The following is a 14817-nucleotide window of genomic DNA, read 5'->3' on the forward strand; positions in this document are numbered from 1 at the left end:
AGAGGGCTGAGCGCCCGGACCCGCCATGCAACGCCTTGTTCCCTACCTGCGGCGGGCCGATCTCTGGGCCGGCCTGATGTTTCTCGCCTGGGGCCTGTTCGCCCTGTTCGTCGGCTCCGACTATCCGCTCGGCCGCGCCGGCCGGGTCGGCCCGGGCTATGTCCCCCGCCTGCTCGGCTTCCTGCTCTGCGGCATCGGCCTGCTTTTGGCGCTTCGCTCGCCCTGGACCACGCAGGAGGCCGACACGACGGTCGCCTGGCGGCCCTTGATCCTGATCATCGGCTCGGTGCTGCTGTTCGCCGCGCTGTTGAACACGGCCGGCCTGATCGTCGCGATCATCGCCAGCGTCGGCGTCGCCAATTTCGCCGCGCCCGACAATGGCTGGCGCACCGGCCTGGTGCTCGGCCTCGTCATGGCGGTCTTTGCCTGGGCCTTGTTCGTGCGTGCGCTCGGGCTGCCGATCCCGGTGTTCATGCCATGATCGGCCAATCGTCATGACCGATGTCTTCGCCAATCTGATCTTCGGCTTCGGCATCGCCCTGACGCCGGAGAACCTGCTGTTCTGCTTGATCGGCGCGCTGCTCGGCACCCTGGTCGGCGTGCTGCCGGGCCTCGGCCCGGTGGCCACCATCGCCATGCTGCTGCCGATCACCTTCACGCTGCCACCCATCGCCGCGCTGATCATGCTCGCCGGGCTCTATTACGGCGCGCAATATGGCGGTTCGACCACCGCGATCCTGGTCAATATCCCGGGCGAGAGCTCGTCGGTGGTCACCTGTATCGACGGCCATGAAATGGCCAAGCAGGGCCGTGCCGGGGCTGCCCTGACCATCGCGGCGCTCGGCTCGTTCTTCGCCGGCTGCTTCGCGACCCTGGTGATCGCGGCCTTTTCCGGTCCGCTGGTCAAGATCGCCGATACGTTCCGCTCGCCCGACTATTTCGCGCTGATGGTGTTCGGCCTGGTCGCCGCGGTGGTGCTGGCGCAGGGCTCGGTGGTCCGCGCCATCGCCATGGTCGGGCTCGGCTTGTTCCTCGGCCTGGTCGGCACCGACAATGCGTCCGGCCAGACACGCTTCACCTTCGACATCCCCGCGCTTGCCGACGGTGTCGGCTTCGTGCCGGTCGCCATGGGCCTGTTCGGCATTGCCGAGATCATCCGCAACCTGGAAAAGCACGCCGGCCGGCCCGATCGCCAGGCCCTGACCAGCCTGTGGCCGACCCGCGAGGAAACCCGCCGCTCGGTGCCCGCCGTGCTGCGCGGCACGCTGCTCGGCTCGCTGCTCGGCATCCTGCCGGGCGGCGGCGCATTGGTCGCCTCCTTTGCCTCCTATGTGCTTGAAAAGAAGGTCGCCAAGGATCCCTCGCGCTTCGGCAAGGGCGCGGTCGAGGGCGTCGCCGGGCCGGAAAGCGCCAACAATGCCGGCGCCCAGACCTCGTTCATCCCGCTCCTGGCCTTGGGCATTCCGCCCAATGCGGTGATGGCCCTGATGCTCGGCGCCATGACCATCCATGGCATCGTGCCGGGGCCGAAGGTGATGACCGACCGGCCTGACCTGTTCTGGGGCATGATCGCCTCCATGCTGGTCGGCAACCTCATGCTGGTCATCATCAACCTGCCGCTGATCGGGCTGTGGGTGAAGCTTCTGACCATCCCCTATCGCTGGCTCTACGCCATCATCCTGGTGTTCTGCTGCATCGGCGTCTATTCGGTGACCAATTCAGCCACCGACATCGTGATCATGGCGGTGTTCGGGGTGATCGGTTACGTGCTGCCGAAAATCGGCTGCGAACCGGCGCCGCTGATCCTCGGCTTCATCCTGGCGCCCATGCTGGAAGAGAACTTCCGCCGCTCGCTGATCCTGTCGCGCGGCGACTGGATGATCTTCCTCGAACGGCCGATCTCGGCGGGGCTGCTCGCCACCAGCCTCGTCATGGTCGTCGTCGTGCTGCTGCCGGCGATCCGCAAGACGCGCGAGGTGGCGTTCCAGGAAGACTGACACGGGGCGGCGAACCGTCCCCCGCGCCCGGTCCGGTCAGACCGCGACCGCCTCGCGCTTGATGCCGAAATCCCGGCCGGGGATCGAGGCGAGCAGCGCCCGCGTATAGGAGTGCTGCGGATCGCCGAAGACCTTGCCGATCGGCCCGGCCTCGACCACCTCGCCGCTCTTCATGACCGCGACGAGATCGCAGACCTGGGCGGCGACACGCAGGTCATGGGTGATGAAGACAATGGAAAGCCCGAGCTTCTGGCGGAGCTCCGCCAGCAGTTTCAGCACCTGCGCCTGCACCGAGACGTCGAGCGCGGAGACCGGCTCGTCGGCAACCAGCACGTCCGGGCGCAGGGCGAGCGCCCGGGCAAGCCCGATACGCTGGCGCTGGCCGCCGGAAAACTCGTGCGGGAAGCGGTCGGTGGCCGAAGGGTCGAGCCCGACCAAAGCGAACAGCTCCTTGGCGCGCGCCAGCGCCTCGGCACGCGGCGTGCCGTGGACGATCGGCCCCTGGGCCACCAGCTCGCCGGCCTTGCGCCGCGGGTTGAGCGAGGCGAAGGGGTCCTGGAACACCATCTGGATATGGCGGGTCTCGACCCGCATCTCCTCGCGCGTCAGGCCGGCGAGGTCGCGGCCGTTGAGCACGATCTTGCCGCTGTCGGGGTCGATCAGCCGCACCAGGCAGCGCGCCAATGTCGATTTGCCCGAGCCGGATTCACCGACGATGCCGAGCGTGCCGCCGCGCGGCAAGGTCAGCGAGACCTCCTTGACCGCATGGGTGACACGGGCGCCGCGACCGAAGAAGCCGCCATTGCGATAGGTCTTGGAGACGTTCTCGATGGTCATGATCGCCTCGGCCGACAGCGGCCGGGCCGGCGGCGCCGCCAGCGGCGGCACGGCGGCGATCAACTGCTTGGTATAGGCGTGCTGCGGCCGGTTGAGGATGGCGTCGGTCGGCCCTTCCTCGACCAGCTTGCCATGCTGCATGACCGCGACCCGGTCGGCGATCTCCGCCACCACGCCGAAATCATGGGTGATGAACAGCACGGCGGTGCCCTTGCGCCGCTGCAGGTCGCGGATCAGCTCCAGGATCTGCGCCTGGGTGGTCACGTCGAGCGCGGTCGTCGGCTCGTCGGCGATCAGCACTTTCGGGTCGAGCGCCAGCGCCATGGCGATCATGGCGCGCTGGCGCTGGCCACCCGAGAGTTCGTGCGGATAGGCGCGTGCCGCCTGTTTCGGATCGGGAATGCGCACCTCCTCGAGCAGGCCGAGGACACGCGCCGCGATTTCCGATTTGGACAGGTCGGTATGAACCTTGAACATCTCGCCGATCTGGTCGCCGATGCTGCGCAAAGGATTGAGCGCGGTCATCGGCTCCTGGAAGATCATGGCGATGCCGGCGCCACGCACCCGGCGCATCTCGGCTTCGCCGACATTGGCGAGGTCGCGGCCATCGAACAGGATGCGGCCGCCATCGATGGCGACACCACCGGGCAGAAGCCGCATGACCGCATTGGCGGTCATCGACTTGCCCGAGCCGGACTCGCCGACGACGCAAAGGATCTCGTTGGCCGAGACCGCCAGCGTCACGTCCTTCAGCGCATGGGAGCGGTCGGCGCCGGCGGGAAGGCTGACGCTGACATTGTCCAGAGTGAGAAGCGCGGTCATCGGCTCTTGAGCCTCGGGTTCAGCGCATCGTTCAGGCCCTGGCCGACCAGCGACACGGCGAGCACCGTGACGAGGATGGCGACGCCCGGGATCGCCGAGACATACCACTGCACACGCAGGACGTCGCGACCGAGGCCGATCAGGTTGCCCCAGGATGCGACATTGGGATCGGAGAGCTTGAGGAAGGCGAGCGAGCTCTCCAGCAGGATGGCGACCGCCATGACGACGCTGGCATAGACGATCACCGGCGGCAGGGCGTTCGGCAGGATCTCGCCGAAGATCAGCTTCATGTCCTTGAGGCCGAGGGTGCGGCCGGCCTGGACGAATTCGCGGTTGCGCAGCGACAGGAATTCGGCCCGCGTCAGCCGTGCCGGCGCCGGCCAGGAGACCACGCCGATGGCGACCGTCACCGTCGTCAGCGTCGAACCGAACACCGCGACCAGGACCAGCAGCAGCAGGAAATTAGGCAGGGTCTGGAAAGCTTCCGTCACCCGCATCAGGATGTTGTCGACATGGCCGCCGTAATAGCCGGCGACCGAGCCGATCACCACGCCGATCGCCACCGCGATGCTGGTGGCGACCAGGCCGATGAGCAGCGAGATGCGCGCGCCGTGGAAGATCTGCGCGGCGATGTCGCGACCGGAATTGTCGGTGCCGAACAGGAAGCGCGGATTCTCGAACGGCCAGACCAGCGGTCGGCCGGCGAGACTCAGGGGATCGCGCGGATAAAGCCAGCCGGCGGTTGCCGCCATGCCCAGGATGACCGCGAGCAGCAGAAGACCGACGACCGCCGGCGGGCTGCGGAAATAGTGCCTGAGGAACTCCACCGGTTCAGCCCTCCGTCGAGATGCGCGGATCGAGCCGGGCATAGATGAGGTCGACGAAGAAATTCACCGCGATCACCAGCAGCGCCGAGACGAAGATGATGCCGAGCAGCGTGTTCAGGTCGCGCTGCACCACCGATTCATAAGCGAGCCGGCCGAGGCCCGGCAGCGAGAAGACACTCTCCACCACCACCGAACCGCCGAGCATGGTGCCGGCCTGCAGGCCGATCAGGGTGACCATGGGCAGGAGCGCGTTGCGCAGGACATGACGCACCACCACGCTCGTCTCGTCCAGCCCCTTGGCGCGGGCGGTGCGGACGAAGTCGAGATTGAGCACCTCCAGCATGGAGGCACGCATGATGCGCAGATAGATCGCCAGGAAGATGAGGCCGAGCGTCAGGGTCGGCAATACGAGATGCCTGGCGATGTCGATGGTTCGCCAGATGCCGGTCTGCGCCACCGTGATGTCTTCGAGACCACCGGCCGGCAGCCATTGCAGGTAGATCGAGAAGACCACGATCGCCATCAGTCCGAACCAGAAGGACGGCGTCGCATAGAAGATCAGGCCGAGGCTGGAGATCAGCGTATCCGGCCACTTGTTGACGCCGCGCGCGGCGATGACGCCCAGAACCAGCCCGAAGAAGAAGGCGAAGGACAAGGACGCGGTCATCAGCAGGATGGTCGCCGGCAGGCGCTCGGCGATGACGGTGGCCACCGGCTTGCCGTAGATCGCGGAAAAACCCAGATCGAAGCGCACCAGGCGCCAGAGGTAATTGCCGAGCTGGGCCGAAACCGAGAGGTCGAGCCCATAAAAGCGGCGCAGCTCCTGGGCGGTCGCCGCGTCGCCGCCGCCCATCTGCGCCATCATCGCGTCGACCGTGTCGCCCGGGGCGAACTGCAACAGCAGGAAGACCCCGATCAGGATCAGGATCAGGGTCGGGATCGAGGCGGCAAGACGCCGCCCCGCGAGTACCAGAATACGCATCGGATCAAGCCGTTCGACACAGGACCATTCAGGATCAGGCCGCCAGCCAGAGATCGTGCCAGGACGACGACCCCCAGCGCGGCGTATTGGAATGGTTGCGCGCCTTGGCGCTGATCGTGGTGACGAAGATCTGCTCGATCGGCATCCAGACCGGCAGTTCGCTGTTGGCACGCCGGACGAAGTCGGCATAAAGCGCCTTGCGCTTCACCGGATCGACCTCGGTCGCCGCGCTGTCGATGATCTTGTCGATGGTCTCGTCGGTCCAGCCCCACTGATTGGTCCAGGGCGCGCCCTTCGGCTGGCCGGAACGGTACCAGACCGTGGTCGAGACCGCCGGATCGTTGCGGTACTGGTGCCAGCCGGTGGCGATATCGAAGGCATGGTCGTCATAGACCTGCTTGAGGAAGCCGCCGCCGTCATTGCGGACGATCTCGACGCGCACGCCGATCTCCGACAGCGACTGCTGAATGAAGGTCGACCAGAGCGAGATGTCCTCGCCCCAGGGGGCGGGCAGCAGGCGCAGCGAGAAGCGGGTGCCGCCGGCGCCGGCCTTGAAGCCGGCCTCGTCGAGCAGTTTCACCGCCAGGGCCTTGTCGTAAGGGTATTGCGGCGTGTCGGCGCCCGGATAGAAGTCGGTCGAAACCGAGGGGATCGGGCCGGTGCCGAGCTTGGCGAAGGCACCGAGGAAATTCTCGATGAAGAAGGGCACGTTGATGGCATGGGCGAGCGCCTTGCGCACCCGGATGTCGGCCAGTTCCTTGCGCCGGAAGTTGAACTCCAGCGTGTTGGTGCGGGCGTTGCCCTCATTGCCCTTGGTCGAGACGATGAAGCGCGGATCCTTGCCGAGCCGCGCCATGTCGGAAATCGACAGGGCGGAGAACGGGCTGTAGTGCAGCTGGCCGGCCTCGAGCTGGGCGGCGGCGGCGGCGCGGTCGGTGATCACGCGCCAGACGATACGGTCGAGATAGGGCGCGTCCGGGCGCCAGTAATTGGGGTTGCGGTCGGCGATGACGTGCTGGCCGCGCTCGTACTGGACGAACTTGAACGGACCGGTGCCGACCGGCGCCAGATTGACCGGGTTCTGCCTGATGTCGCCGTTCTCGTAGAGATGCTTCGGCGAGATATAGCCGAGATCCGGCAGGGCGCGCAGCAGCAGGTTGAGCGGCATTGGCCGCTCGTAGCGGAACACCGCGGTCGAGGCATCCGGCGTGTCGACGGCGGTCAGGAAGAGCTGCAGCGTCGAGCCGTAGTTGAGGATCTTCTTCCACATCTCCATGGCGGTGAACTGGACGTCGGCCGAAGTGAACGGCTTGCCGTCGTGCCAGGTGACGCCCTTGCGCAGCTTGAAGGTGATGGTCCGGCCATCAGGGGAGGATTCCCAGCTCTCGGCGAGCACGCCGACCGTCTGGCCCTGGGCATCCAGATCGACCAGCGCCTCCTGGATCTTGCCGCCGATGATGTAGACGCCGGTCGAGGCCTGCAGGCTCGGGTTCAGCATGCGCTGCTCGGCGGCGTAGTGAACCGAGAAGACCCCACCCTTGCGCGGCGTCTCCTGCGCGAAGGAGCGCTCCGGAAACAGCACGCTGGAGGCGATGGCGGCGCTGGTCATCAGCGCGGCGCGGCGGGTGAAGTCCATGAACGGTCTCCTGCAACAGGCGGTATCAGGGTCAACGATGCGAGACGGGCGGGGGCCCGTCAATCGAGGATTTGCTCACATCCGCATCGTGCCGCGCATTGCGGCACGATGCCCTTGGAATCGGCGGCTCAACCGGCGACGAAGCTGACGATCACGCCATTGGCGGCATGGGCGGGAATGCTGACCGCGCCGTCATGGGCGACGGCGCCAGGCACCGCCTTCGCCTTGGCGAGATCGTCGGTGCCGAGCACGATGGCCACCGCGCTTTCCGAGGTCGCGCCCTCTCGCACCGCTTCCGGATAGCGCTTGGCAAGCGTCGCCTGAGTGTAGAACAGGAAGTCGGCGCGTTTGCCGCCCGACGGCACGCGATAGACGCCGTCGGCCTCGGCCTTGACCGGCTCGTCGATCAGGCGGCTCAGGTGCTCGGCCGCGGCCTTCGGATCGGCGCTCAGGATCTCGACCCGGACGATGCGGGTCGCGCCATTGGCGTGTTTCTGCAGCTCGGGAATCCAGACCGTCTCGCGGGTCAGATGCTGGCAGGCGAAGATGCGCATGCCGCCGGGGTTCTCGAGCAGCGGCCAGCGGAACACGTTGAACCGGGCTTCGCCGGTACCGCCGCCGGGCAGCTCGACCGGGCGGCCGAAATGCACCGGGCCGAGCGGCTCGAGGCCGCGGCTCTTCAGCTCGGCCGCGCCGGCAGCGGCGTCATCGGTGGTGAAAGCGGTGCGCTCGATGCCCTCGCGCTTGGCCAGGAACTCGCGCGTCGGCTTGTTCTGGTCGGTTTCCGCCAGGATGCCGAGCAGCTCCAGATAGTCCACGCCGAACATGATGGTGTAATTGCCCGACCCCATCTGCGGCGAATGGGTGCCGCGCGGCGAGACAGTGAAACCGAGGCGTTTCCACTGCGCCGCCGACGCGTCGAGATCGCGGACCGTGATGACCACATGGTCGGCGCCGAGAATATGCTTGAGCGGCATGGCTCGCCCTCTCCTCAATGAACTGACGGGGCAAGTTCAACCGAAGCCACCCCAATGCGCAACGGCACCTGCACGGCAAAGCCGCGCGATCACCACCGCATCACAGACATAGCTCGCAGGAGTGTTTTATTTCAATAGTGGTCATTCAGATAGAACAAATAGTTCAAAATATTCTACATATAGGCCAAAATGTAGAATATATATCCTGTTATCGTGATTTCCAGTGATAGGCGCTTCCGCGCTGCGGCCGACCGGAACCCGCCATGCAGCCGGCGGTCTTGTGGCCAGACCCGCCTGCGGCTTTCATGCATCATAGTCATAAGAACGGAAGAACTTCCATGCCTCAGTCCCCGCCCGCCACGCCCTCCGTCAGCTGGCCGCCCTCGCTGTGGGCCGCGACCGCCCCGCCCGGCCCGGTGCTCGCCGCGCTCGACGGCGATATCAGCACGGATGTTGTGGTGATCGGCGCTGGTTTCACCGGCCTGTCGACCGCCATTCACCTGCGTGAAATGGGCGTCGAGGTGACGGTGCTGGAAGCCGCCGAGCCGGGCTGGGGCGCCTCGGGCCGCAACAACGGCCAGGTGATCCCGACGCTCTCGGGCCATGACCCCTCGGCCATGGTCAAACGCCACGGCGAGGCCGGCGAGCGGTTCAACGCGGTGCTGCGCGACAGCGCCCAGTATCTGTTCGACGTCGTGCGCAAATACGAGATCCCGGCCGAGGCGGAACAGGCCGGCTGGGTGCAGCCGGTGCATTCGCCGGGCCGCATGAAGATCGCCGAGAAGCGGGTGCGCGAATGGTCCGACATCGGCGCGCCGGTCGAGCTGCTCGACCGGGACGCGACCGCCAGGATGCTCGGTTCGGACGCCTGGTTCGGAGGCTTCTGGAACCGCACCGGCGGCCACGTCAATCCGCTGGCGCTGGCCCGCGGTCTCGCCGAGGTGGCGTTGAAGCTCGGCGCGACGATCTATGCCCGCTCGCCGGCCGCCGCGATGACCTATGCCAATGACCGCTGGATCGTGAAGACCGCCAAGGGCACGGTGACGGCGCGTGCCCTGGTGCTCGCCACCAATGCCTATACCGGCGAGTTCGAGCAGAACCTGGCGCCCGAGATCGCCCAGGAGGTGATCCCGGTGCTATCCTGGCAAATGGCGACCCGGCCGGTCAGCGACAATATCGCCAAGACCGTCATCCCGGACCGGCAGGCCATGTCGGACACCCATCGCGAGCTCTATTTCGCCCGCTGGGACGCGCGCAACCGGCTGGTCACCGGCGGCGCCTCCATGCTGCCGGGGCCAGGCGGCGCCAATCTCCGCCCGCAGGTCGCCCAGCGCCTGAAGAAGCTCTGGCCGCAGCTCGGCGACGTCGAGTTCGATTTCGTCTGGTCCGGCTATGTCGGCATGACCCCGGACAACCTGCTGCAGCCGCAGGTGCCGGGCTTCCCGCGCGTGCACCGGCTCGGCCCCAACGGTTATGCCTGGGCCGGCTGCAACGGCCGGGCGGTCGCCCTGTCCATCTCGCTCGGCCGGGAACTGGCCCGCGCCACCCAGGCGGTGGCGATCGACAAGCTCGGCCTGCCGCTGTCGGAACCGAAACCCCAGCCGTTCCAGGCGATCATCCGGCGTATCGCGCCCTTCGCCCTGCCGCTCTATCGTCACCTCGACGCCAAAGAGATTTGAGGGAACTCCGCCATGACGGAAACCAGCAACCCACCCGGCGAGGTCAAGGTCTTCGGCCCGGATGCCGCGCCCAGCTATTGGCAGCCGGTGCCGGCCAACGGCTTCGTCCAGTGCATCCTCAACCCGCAGACCATCGAGAGCGCGGCGCGCTTCGCCATGGGCACCCAGACGGTGGCGCCGCGCAGCCATATCCGCGAGCACACCCATGACCGGCACGAGGAGGTGATCCATGTCACCGCCGGCCGCGGCTTCGCGCGCATCGATGGCGTCGACCAGCCGATCGAAACCGGCTCGACGGTGTTCATCGGCTTCGACCGCAAGCATGGCTTCGTCAATCCGGAGGCCGAACCACTTACCTTCGTCTGGTTCATGATGCCGGGCGGGCTGGAGGATTTCTTCGCTCAGATCGGCCGGCCGCGGACGCCGGGCGAACATGCGCCCGAGCCCTTCCCGCGTCCCGACAATGTCGCCGAGATCGAGCGGCGCACGGTGTTCGGCTGGACCGACGCCAGCCATAATCCCGGAGCCAAGCCATGATTGTCCAAGGCATGATCGTCGAAGAGCGCGACTACCGGATCAAAGCCGGCCGAACCGCCGAATTCGTCGCGCTCTACGAGGAGCACGGCCTGCCGATCCAGCTCGAGCTGCTCGGTACCTTCCACGGCTATTTCATCTCCGAGGTCGGCGAGCTCAACCATGTCGTGGCGCTCTGGTCCTACCAGAGCCTCGACGACCGCCAGGCGCGGCGCGACCGGATGATGGCCGACCCGCGCTGGAAGGATTACCTGAAGCGCGTCGACGGCCTGATCGACACCCAGCAGAACCGCTTCCTCCGGCCGACGCGGTTTTCGCCGATCCGGTGAGGTCCGGCTGCCGCCATCGCGCCCGGCGCTGGCGGCGGCCCCTCAATGCCACAAAAGCGGGTGCCGGCTAATACCACCCATCTGACAGCCTATTGTCAGCTTCGGGGCCATACCATCAGCGCGAAAGACGACGGCACGCGCAAATCCTGCTGACCTCGCACATCCCGCGTCGGCAGCAGTCAATGCCGAATGCCGCCCAAGGCCAAGAATGCAGCCGGGAGGCAGGGATGCTGGCGAACAATCCAGGCGTGAGCCATGAGCCGGTGAGCGCTCCACGACCGGCGCTTCAGAGCGGAAATCTGCAGGAACACGCGGCCCAGGCAAGGTTCTGGCCGGAAGGCTGGTGGCGGATCGTCGACTTCCGCATCGGGATCATCCCCCTTCCCATCTACATTCTCCTGCTCGGGATCATCGCCGCGCTCACCTATACCGGCGAGATCAAATCCGACGGGCCGACGATGATCGTGGTGCTGGTGCTGGGCGGCTTCACCTGCGCCGAGATCGGCAAGCGGCTGCCGATCCTGCGCAGCATCGGGGCAGGAGCGATCTTCGCCACCTTCATCCCCTCGGCGCTGGCCTATTACCACCTGATCCCGCCGAAGATCGAAAGCTCGATCATCGAGTTCACCAAGGCGACCAATTTTCTCTATATCTTCATCGCCTGCATCATCGTCGGCAGCATTCTCGGCATGGACCGGCAGGTGCTGATCAAGGGCTTCCTGAAGATCTTCATCCCGCTCGGCCTCGGCTCGATCGCCGCGGCCATCGTCGGCACGACGGTCGGGACGTTGCTCGGCCTCGGCACCTATCACACGTTCTTCTATGTCGTGGTGCCGATCATGGCCGGCGGCGTCGGCGAAGGCGCGATCCCGCTGTCGATCGGTTATGCCACCATCCTGAACATTCCCCAGGGCGAGGTCTTCGCGCAGGTCCTGCCGCCGGTCATGCTCGGCAGCCTGACCGCCATCCTGCTCGCCGGCACGCTCAATTTCGTCGGCAAGAAATACCCGCACCTGACCGGCGAAGGACGCCTGCAGCCGAGCGAACATGACGACATGGACCTGAGCGCGGCACAGGACCGGGTCGAAGGCGAACATGGCATCGGCAGCAGCATCGATGTCGGCACCATCGCCGCGGCGGGGCTGACCGCGATCACGCTCTACCTGCTCGGCGTGCTGTGCAATCACCTGTTCGGCCTGCCGGCGCCGGTCGCCATGCTGTTCCTGGCGGTCGCGGCGAAACTCACCAGCGCGGTCTCGCCGCATCTGCAGCAGGGCGGCCTGATCGTCTTCCGCTTCGTCCAGACGACGATGACCTATCCGTTGCTGTTCGCCATCGGCGTGTCGCTGACGCCCTGGGACAAGCTGGTGGCGGCTTTCCACCTCTCCAATGTCATCACCATCGCATCGACCGTCGTCACGCTCATGGCGACCGGCTTTTTCGTCGGCCGCGCGATGAACATGTACCCGATCGAAACCGCCATCGTGAACGCTTGCCACAGCGGCCAGGGCGGCACCGGCGACGTGGCGATCCTGACGGCCGCCAACCGCATGCAGCTGATGCCCTTCGCCCAGATCGCCACCCGGATCGGCGGCGCCATCACGGTCACCACCGTGCTGCTGATCCTCGGCTATCTCAAATGAGCCGGGCGGCCGGGCCGCCCTGCCCGGCTGGCCTCATTTGAAGCCCGTCACCGCATGCGGCACATAGGCGCTTTCGAGATCGGCAACCTCTTCCGGGCTGAGCTTCACCGCCAGCGCCGCCGCGGCATCGTCGAGATGATGCGGCTTGGTGGCGCCGACGATCGGCGCGGTGACGCCTGATTTGTGCAGCACCCAGGCGAGCGCGACCTGGGCCCGCGGCAGGCCGCGCGCCTGGGCGAGCCGGGTCACCGCCTCCACCACCTTCCGGTCGGCCTCGGCGGTCGCGGCATAAAGCGTCTTGCCGAATTCATCGGTCTCGGAGCGGGCGCTCGCCTCGTCCCAGTCGCGGGTCAGCCGGCCGCGGGCGAGCGGGCTCCACGGGATGACGCCGATGCCCTCTTCGCGGCAGAGCGGCAGCATTTCGCGCTCCTCCTCGCGATAGAGCAGGTTCAGATAGTTCTGCATGGTCGAGAAGCGTGTCCAGCCGTTGAGCCTGGAAACGTAGAGCGCCTTGGCGAATTGCCACGCATGCATGGAGGAAGCGCCGATATAGCGCGCCTTGCCCGCTTTCACGACGTCGTGCAGCGCCTCCAGCGTCTCCTCGATCGGCGTATGATAGTCGAACCGGTGGATCTGATAGAGATCGACATAGTCGGTGCCGAGGCGGCGCAGGCTCGCGTCGATCTCGGTCATGATCGCCTTGCGCGACAGGCCCGCGCCGTTCGGACCGGCATGCATGCGGTTGAACACCTTGGTCGCGATGACGACCTCTTCGCGCCGGGCGAAATCCTTCAGTGCGCGGCCGACGATCTCTTCGCTCGAGCCGTCGGAATAGACATTGGCGGTGTCGAAGAAATTGAAACCGAGGTCGAGCGCCTTGCGGATGAAGGGGCGGCTCGCCTCCTCGTTCATCGACCAGGGATGGCTGCCGCGCTCAGGCGCGCCATAGCTCATGCAGCCGAGGCAGAGGCGGGACACGTCGAGGCCGGTGCGGCCGAGCTTCACATAGTCCATGGCAGTGCTCCTCATCTCAACGTGCTCAGCAATAGCCGAGGCCGCGGCGCGGGAGAACGCCCGCGGGCAGCGGTCAGGAATGCTTGCCCGCTTCGCCCGCGCCGTCCGGATCGCCATGCGAGCGGCGAATGCGGCGAACCAGCCAGGCCACGGCCAGCACCACCAGCGGCAAGGCCGCGGCGGTGGCAACGGTCGGATCGAGGGTGACCAGATGCGCGTCCTTGGCCCCCTTGAAGAGATAACCGAGCAGCCCGAGCACGTAGTAGGAAACGGCGGCGACCGAGAGCCCCTCCACCGTCTGCTGCAGGCGCAATTGCATGCGGCCGCGATCGGCCATGGATTGCAGCAGTGCCTTGTTCTGCTGCTCCATCTCGATATCGACCCGGGTGCGCAGCAGATTGGAGGCACGCGCCAGCTTGGTGGACAGCTCGGCCTGGCGCTCCGCGACCGTCTGGCAGGTGCGCACCGCCGGCGCGAGCCGGCGGTCGAGAAAGCCGATCCAGGTCGAGAAGCTGTCGACCGGCATCTCGCCGATGACGCCGAGCCGGGCCCGGACCAGGGCGTCATAAGCGCGCGTGGCACCGAAGCGGAAGCTCGACACCGCCGCTTCGGCCTCCAGTTCCGCGGCCTGGGCGACCAGGGTTTCGAGCAGCGCCGCATTGCTGTCGAGCCCGGTGGTGGTGGTCATGCGCAGGGCGACACGCACCAGTTCCTGTTCGATGCGGCCGACGATCGGCGCGGCACGCTGCGCCTCCGGCAGGCCGAGCAAGGCGAAGCAGCGATAGGTCTCGACCTCCAGCAAGCGCTGGACCAGCGCGCCGGCGAGCGACGGATTGAGCGCACGATCGATCACCAGGATGCGGGTGGCGCCGCGAGCGTCCTGGCGAAAGTCGGTGACGATCAGCGCGGCGCCGTCATGCACCGCGGAGACACAGAGCGAGACCGGATCGAACAGCGCGGCCCATTCGGGCGCGAGACTATCGCCCTTGACGACAGCGAGGTCGATCGCGACCAGCAACGGGCCGGGAGCCGCGAGTGCCGCGCCGAGCGGCGAGGCTTCGCCGACCGGCCAGGAAAACGGCTCGGACCCGATCTGGGCGATATCCCAGCCATAGGTGGAAAACTCGCTGTGACGCTCCCAGCGGAGCCGCCCCGCGGCAAGGTTCGCGCGGTGAAAATTGGCGTCGGGCAGCGGGGCTGCCGTGCCGGTGGCCTCGCACCAGGCAGCCAATGCCGCGCGCTCGTCGGCCACCGGCATGGCGCGCGTGGCGAAGGCCTGATGAAACAGGCGGCGTGGCGTGTCGATCGTCTGGAACGGACGGGCGTGCAACTCGTCCAGGACCTGGCGGCGAAGCGGGTGCTGTTCGATCTCGGGCAATGCCAAGGTCACGGGGCTCATCACCGGTTGGCTGCGATCAGGGCCTCAAGACTATCCAGCCGGCGTGACGAATGGCCCTCCGGTGCATCACGGAGGGATGACGGAGCGGCAGGCCGCGAGACGTGCATGCCGATAACCTTGGAGCGCGATGAGCTGAGGTCG

General features: G+C 66.7%; 13 protein-coding genes. 6 read left to right on the forward strand and 7 right to left on the reverse strand.

All coding sequences use genetic code 11. The features are described 5' to 3' along the window. Positions 1-25 precede the first annotated feature (25 nt). Both AC07WJ_RS22485 and AC07WJ_RS22490 read left to right on the forward strand, forming a co-directional pair. On the forward strand, positions 26-481 hold the full coding sequence (locus tag AC07WJ_RS22485; RefSeq protein ID WP_494936893.1) for a tripartite tricarboxylate transporter TctB family protein: 456 nt from the start codon (positions 26-28) through the stop codon (positions 479-481). Between the two features lie 13 nt (positions 482-494). Continuing rightward, the gene (locus AC07WJ_RS22490) at positions 495-1997 is read left to right on the forward strand and encodes a tripartite tricarboxylate transporter permease (RefSeq protein ID WP_494936894.1); all 1503 of its coding nucleotides are present in this window, start codon (positions 495-497) and stop codon (positions 1995-1997) included. A gap of 36 nt (positions 1998-2033) precedes the next feature. On the opposite strand, the gene AC07WJ_RS22495 is transcribed toward AC07WJ_RS22490, so the two are convergent. The 5 genes from AC07WJ_RS22495 to AC07WJ_RS22515 all read right to left on the reverse strand — a co-directional run bounded on the left by AC07WJ_RS22495 (position 2034) and on the right by AC07WJ_RS22515 (position 8078). Continuing rightward, positions 2034-3656: an ABC transporter ATP-binding protein gene (locus AC07WJ_RS22495; protein WP_494936895.1), complete on the reverse strand. Its 1623-nt coding sequence runs from the start codon at positions 3654-3656 to the stop codon at positions 2034-2036. Further along, a complete protein-coding gene (locus AC07WJ_RS22500) occupies positions 3653-4525 on the reverse strand; it encodes an ABC transporter permease (RefSeq protein ID WP_494936896.1) in 873 nt (290 codons plus the stop codon). The genes AC07WJ_RS22495 and AC07WJ_RS22500 overlap by 4 nt, the downstream gene beginning before the upstream one ends. Next, on the reverse strand, positions 4488-5465 hold the full coding sequence (locus AC07WJ_RS22505; RefSeq protein ID WP_494936897.1) for an ABC transporter permease: 978 nt from the start codon (positions 5463-5465) through the stop codon (positions 4488-4490). The genes AC07WJ_RS22500 and AC07WJ_RS22505 overlap by 38 nt, the downstream gene beginning before the upstream one ends. Positions 5466-5499: 34 nt before the next feature. Continuing rightward, positions 5500-7101, reverse strand: coding sequence for an ABC transporter substrate-binding protein (locus AC07WJ_RS22510; RefSeq protein WP_494936898.1), 1602 nt, complete (start codon positions 7099-7101; stop codon positions 5500-5502). Between the two features lie 128 nt (positions 7102-7229). Then, positions 7230-8078 carry a VOC family protein gene (locus tag AC07WJ_RS22515; protein WP_494936899.1) on the reverse strand — a complete coding sequence of 283 codons (849 nt, stop codon included), beginning with the start codon at positions 8076-8078 and terminating at the stop codon, positions 7230-7232. 338 nt (positions 8079-8416) lie between these two features. Here AC07WJ_RS22515 and AC07WJ_RS22520 point away from each other — a divergent pair, with 338 nt between their 5' ends. The 4 genes from AC07WJ_RS22520 (at position 8417) to AC07WJ_RS22535 (ending at position 12263) form a co-directional block, all read left to right on the forward strand. Then, on the forward strand, positions 8417-9757 hold the full coding sequence (locus AC07WJ_RS22520) for an NAD(P)/FAD-dependent oxidoreductase (protein WP_494936900.1): 1341 nt from the start codon (positions 8417-8419) through the stop codon (positions 9755-9757). 12 nt (positions 9758-9769) lie between these two features. Beyond that, positions 9770-10294: a cupin domain-containing protein gene (locus AC07WJ_RS22525; protein WP_494936901.1), complete on the forward strand. Its 525-nt coding sequence runs from the start codon at positions 9770-9772 to the stop codon at positions 10292-10294. Next, positions 10291-10620 (forward strand): NIPSNAP family protein, encoded by a 330-nt coding sequence (locus tag AC07WJ_RS22530; RefSeq protein ID WP_494936902.1) that lies wholly within the window; start codon positions 10291-10293, stop codon positions 10618-10620. Before AC07WJ_RS22525 ends, AC07WJ_RS22530 begins: the two co-directional genes overlap by 4 nt. A 227-nt stretch (positions 10621-10847) precedes the next feature. Beyond that, positions 10848-12263: a 2-hydroxycarboxylate transporter family protein gene (locus tag AC07WJ_RS22535; protein WP_494936903.1), complete on the forward strand. Its 1416-nt coding sequence runs from the start codon at positions 10848-10850 to the stop codon at positions 12261-12263. A 33-nt stretch (positions 12264-12296) separates the two neighbouring features. Here AC07WJ_RS22535 and AC07WJ_RS22540 read toward each other — a convergent pair whose 3' ends face one another. Continuing rightward, positions 12297-13277, reverse strand: a complete 981-nt coding sequence (locus tag AC07WJ_RS22540) for an aldo/keto reductase (protein ID WP_494936904.1) — start codon at positions 13275-13277, stop codon at positions 12297-12299. A 73-nt stretch (positions 13278-13350) separates the two neighbouring features. Beyond that, a complete protein-coding gene (locus AC07WJ_RS22545; RefSeq protein WP_494936905.1) occupies positions 13351-14667 on the reverse strand; it encodes a DUF3422 family protein in 1317 nt (438 codons plus the stop codon). Positions 14668-14817: the final 150 nt, after the last annotated feature.

It is taken from the genome of Phreatobacter sp. GW821-FHT04C01, from assembly GCF_059420385.1.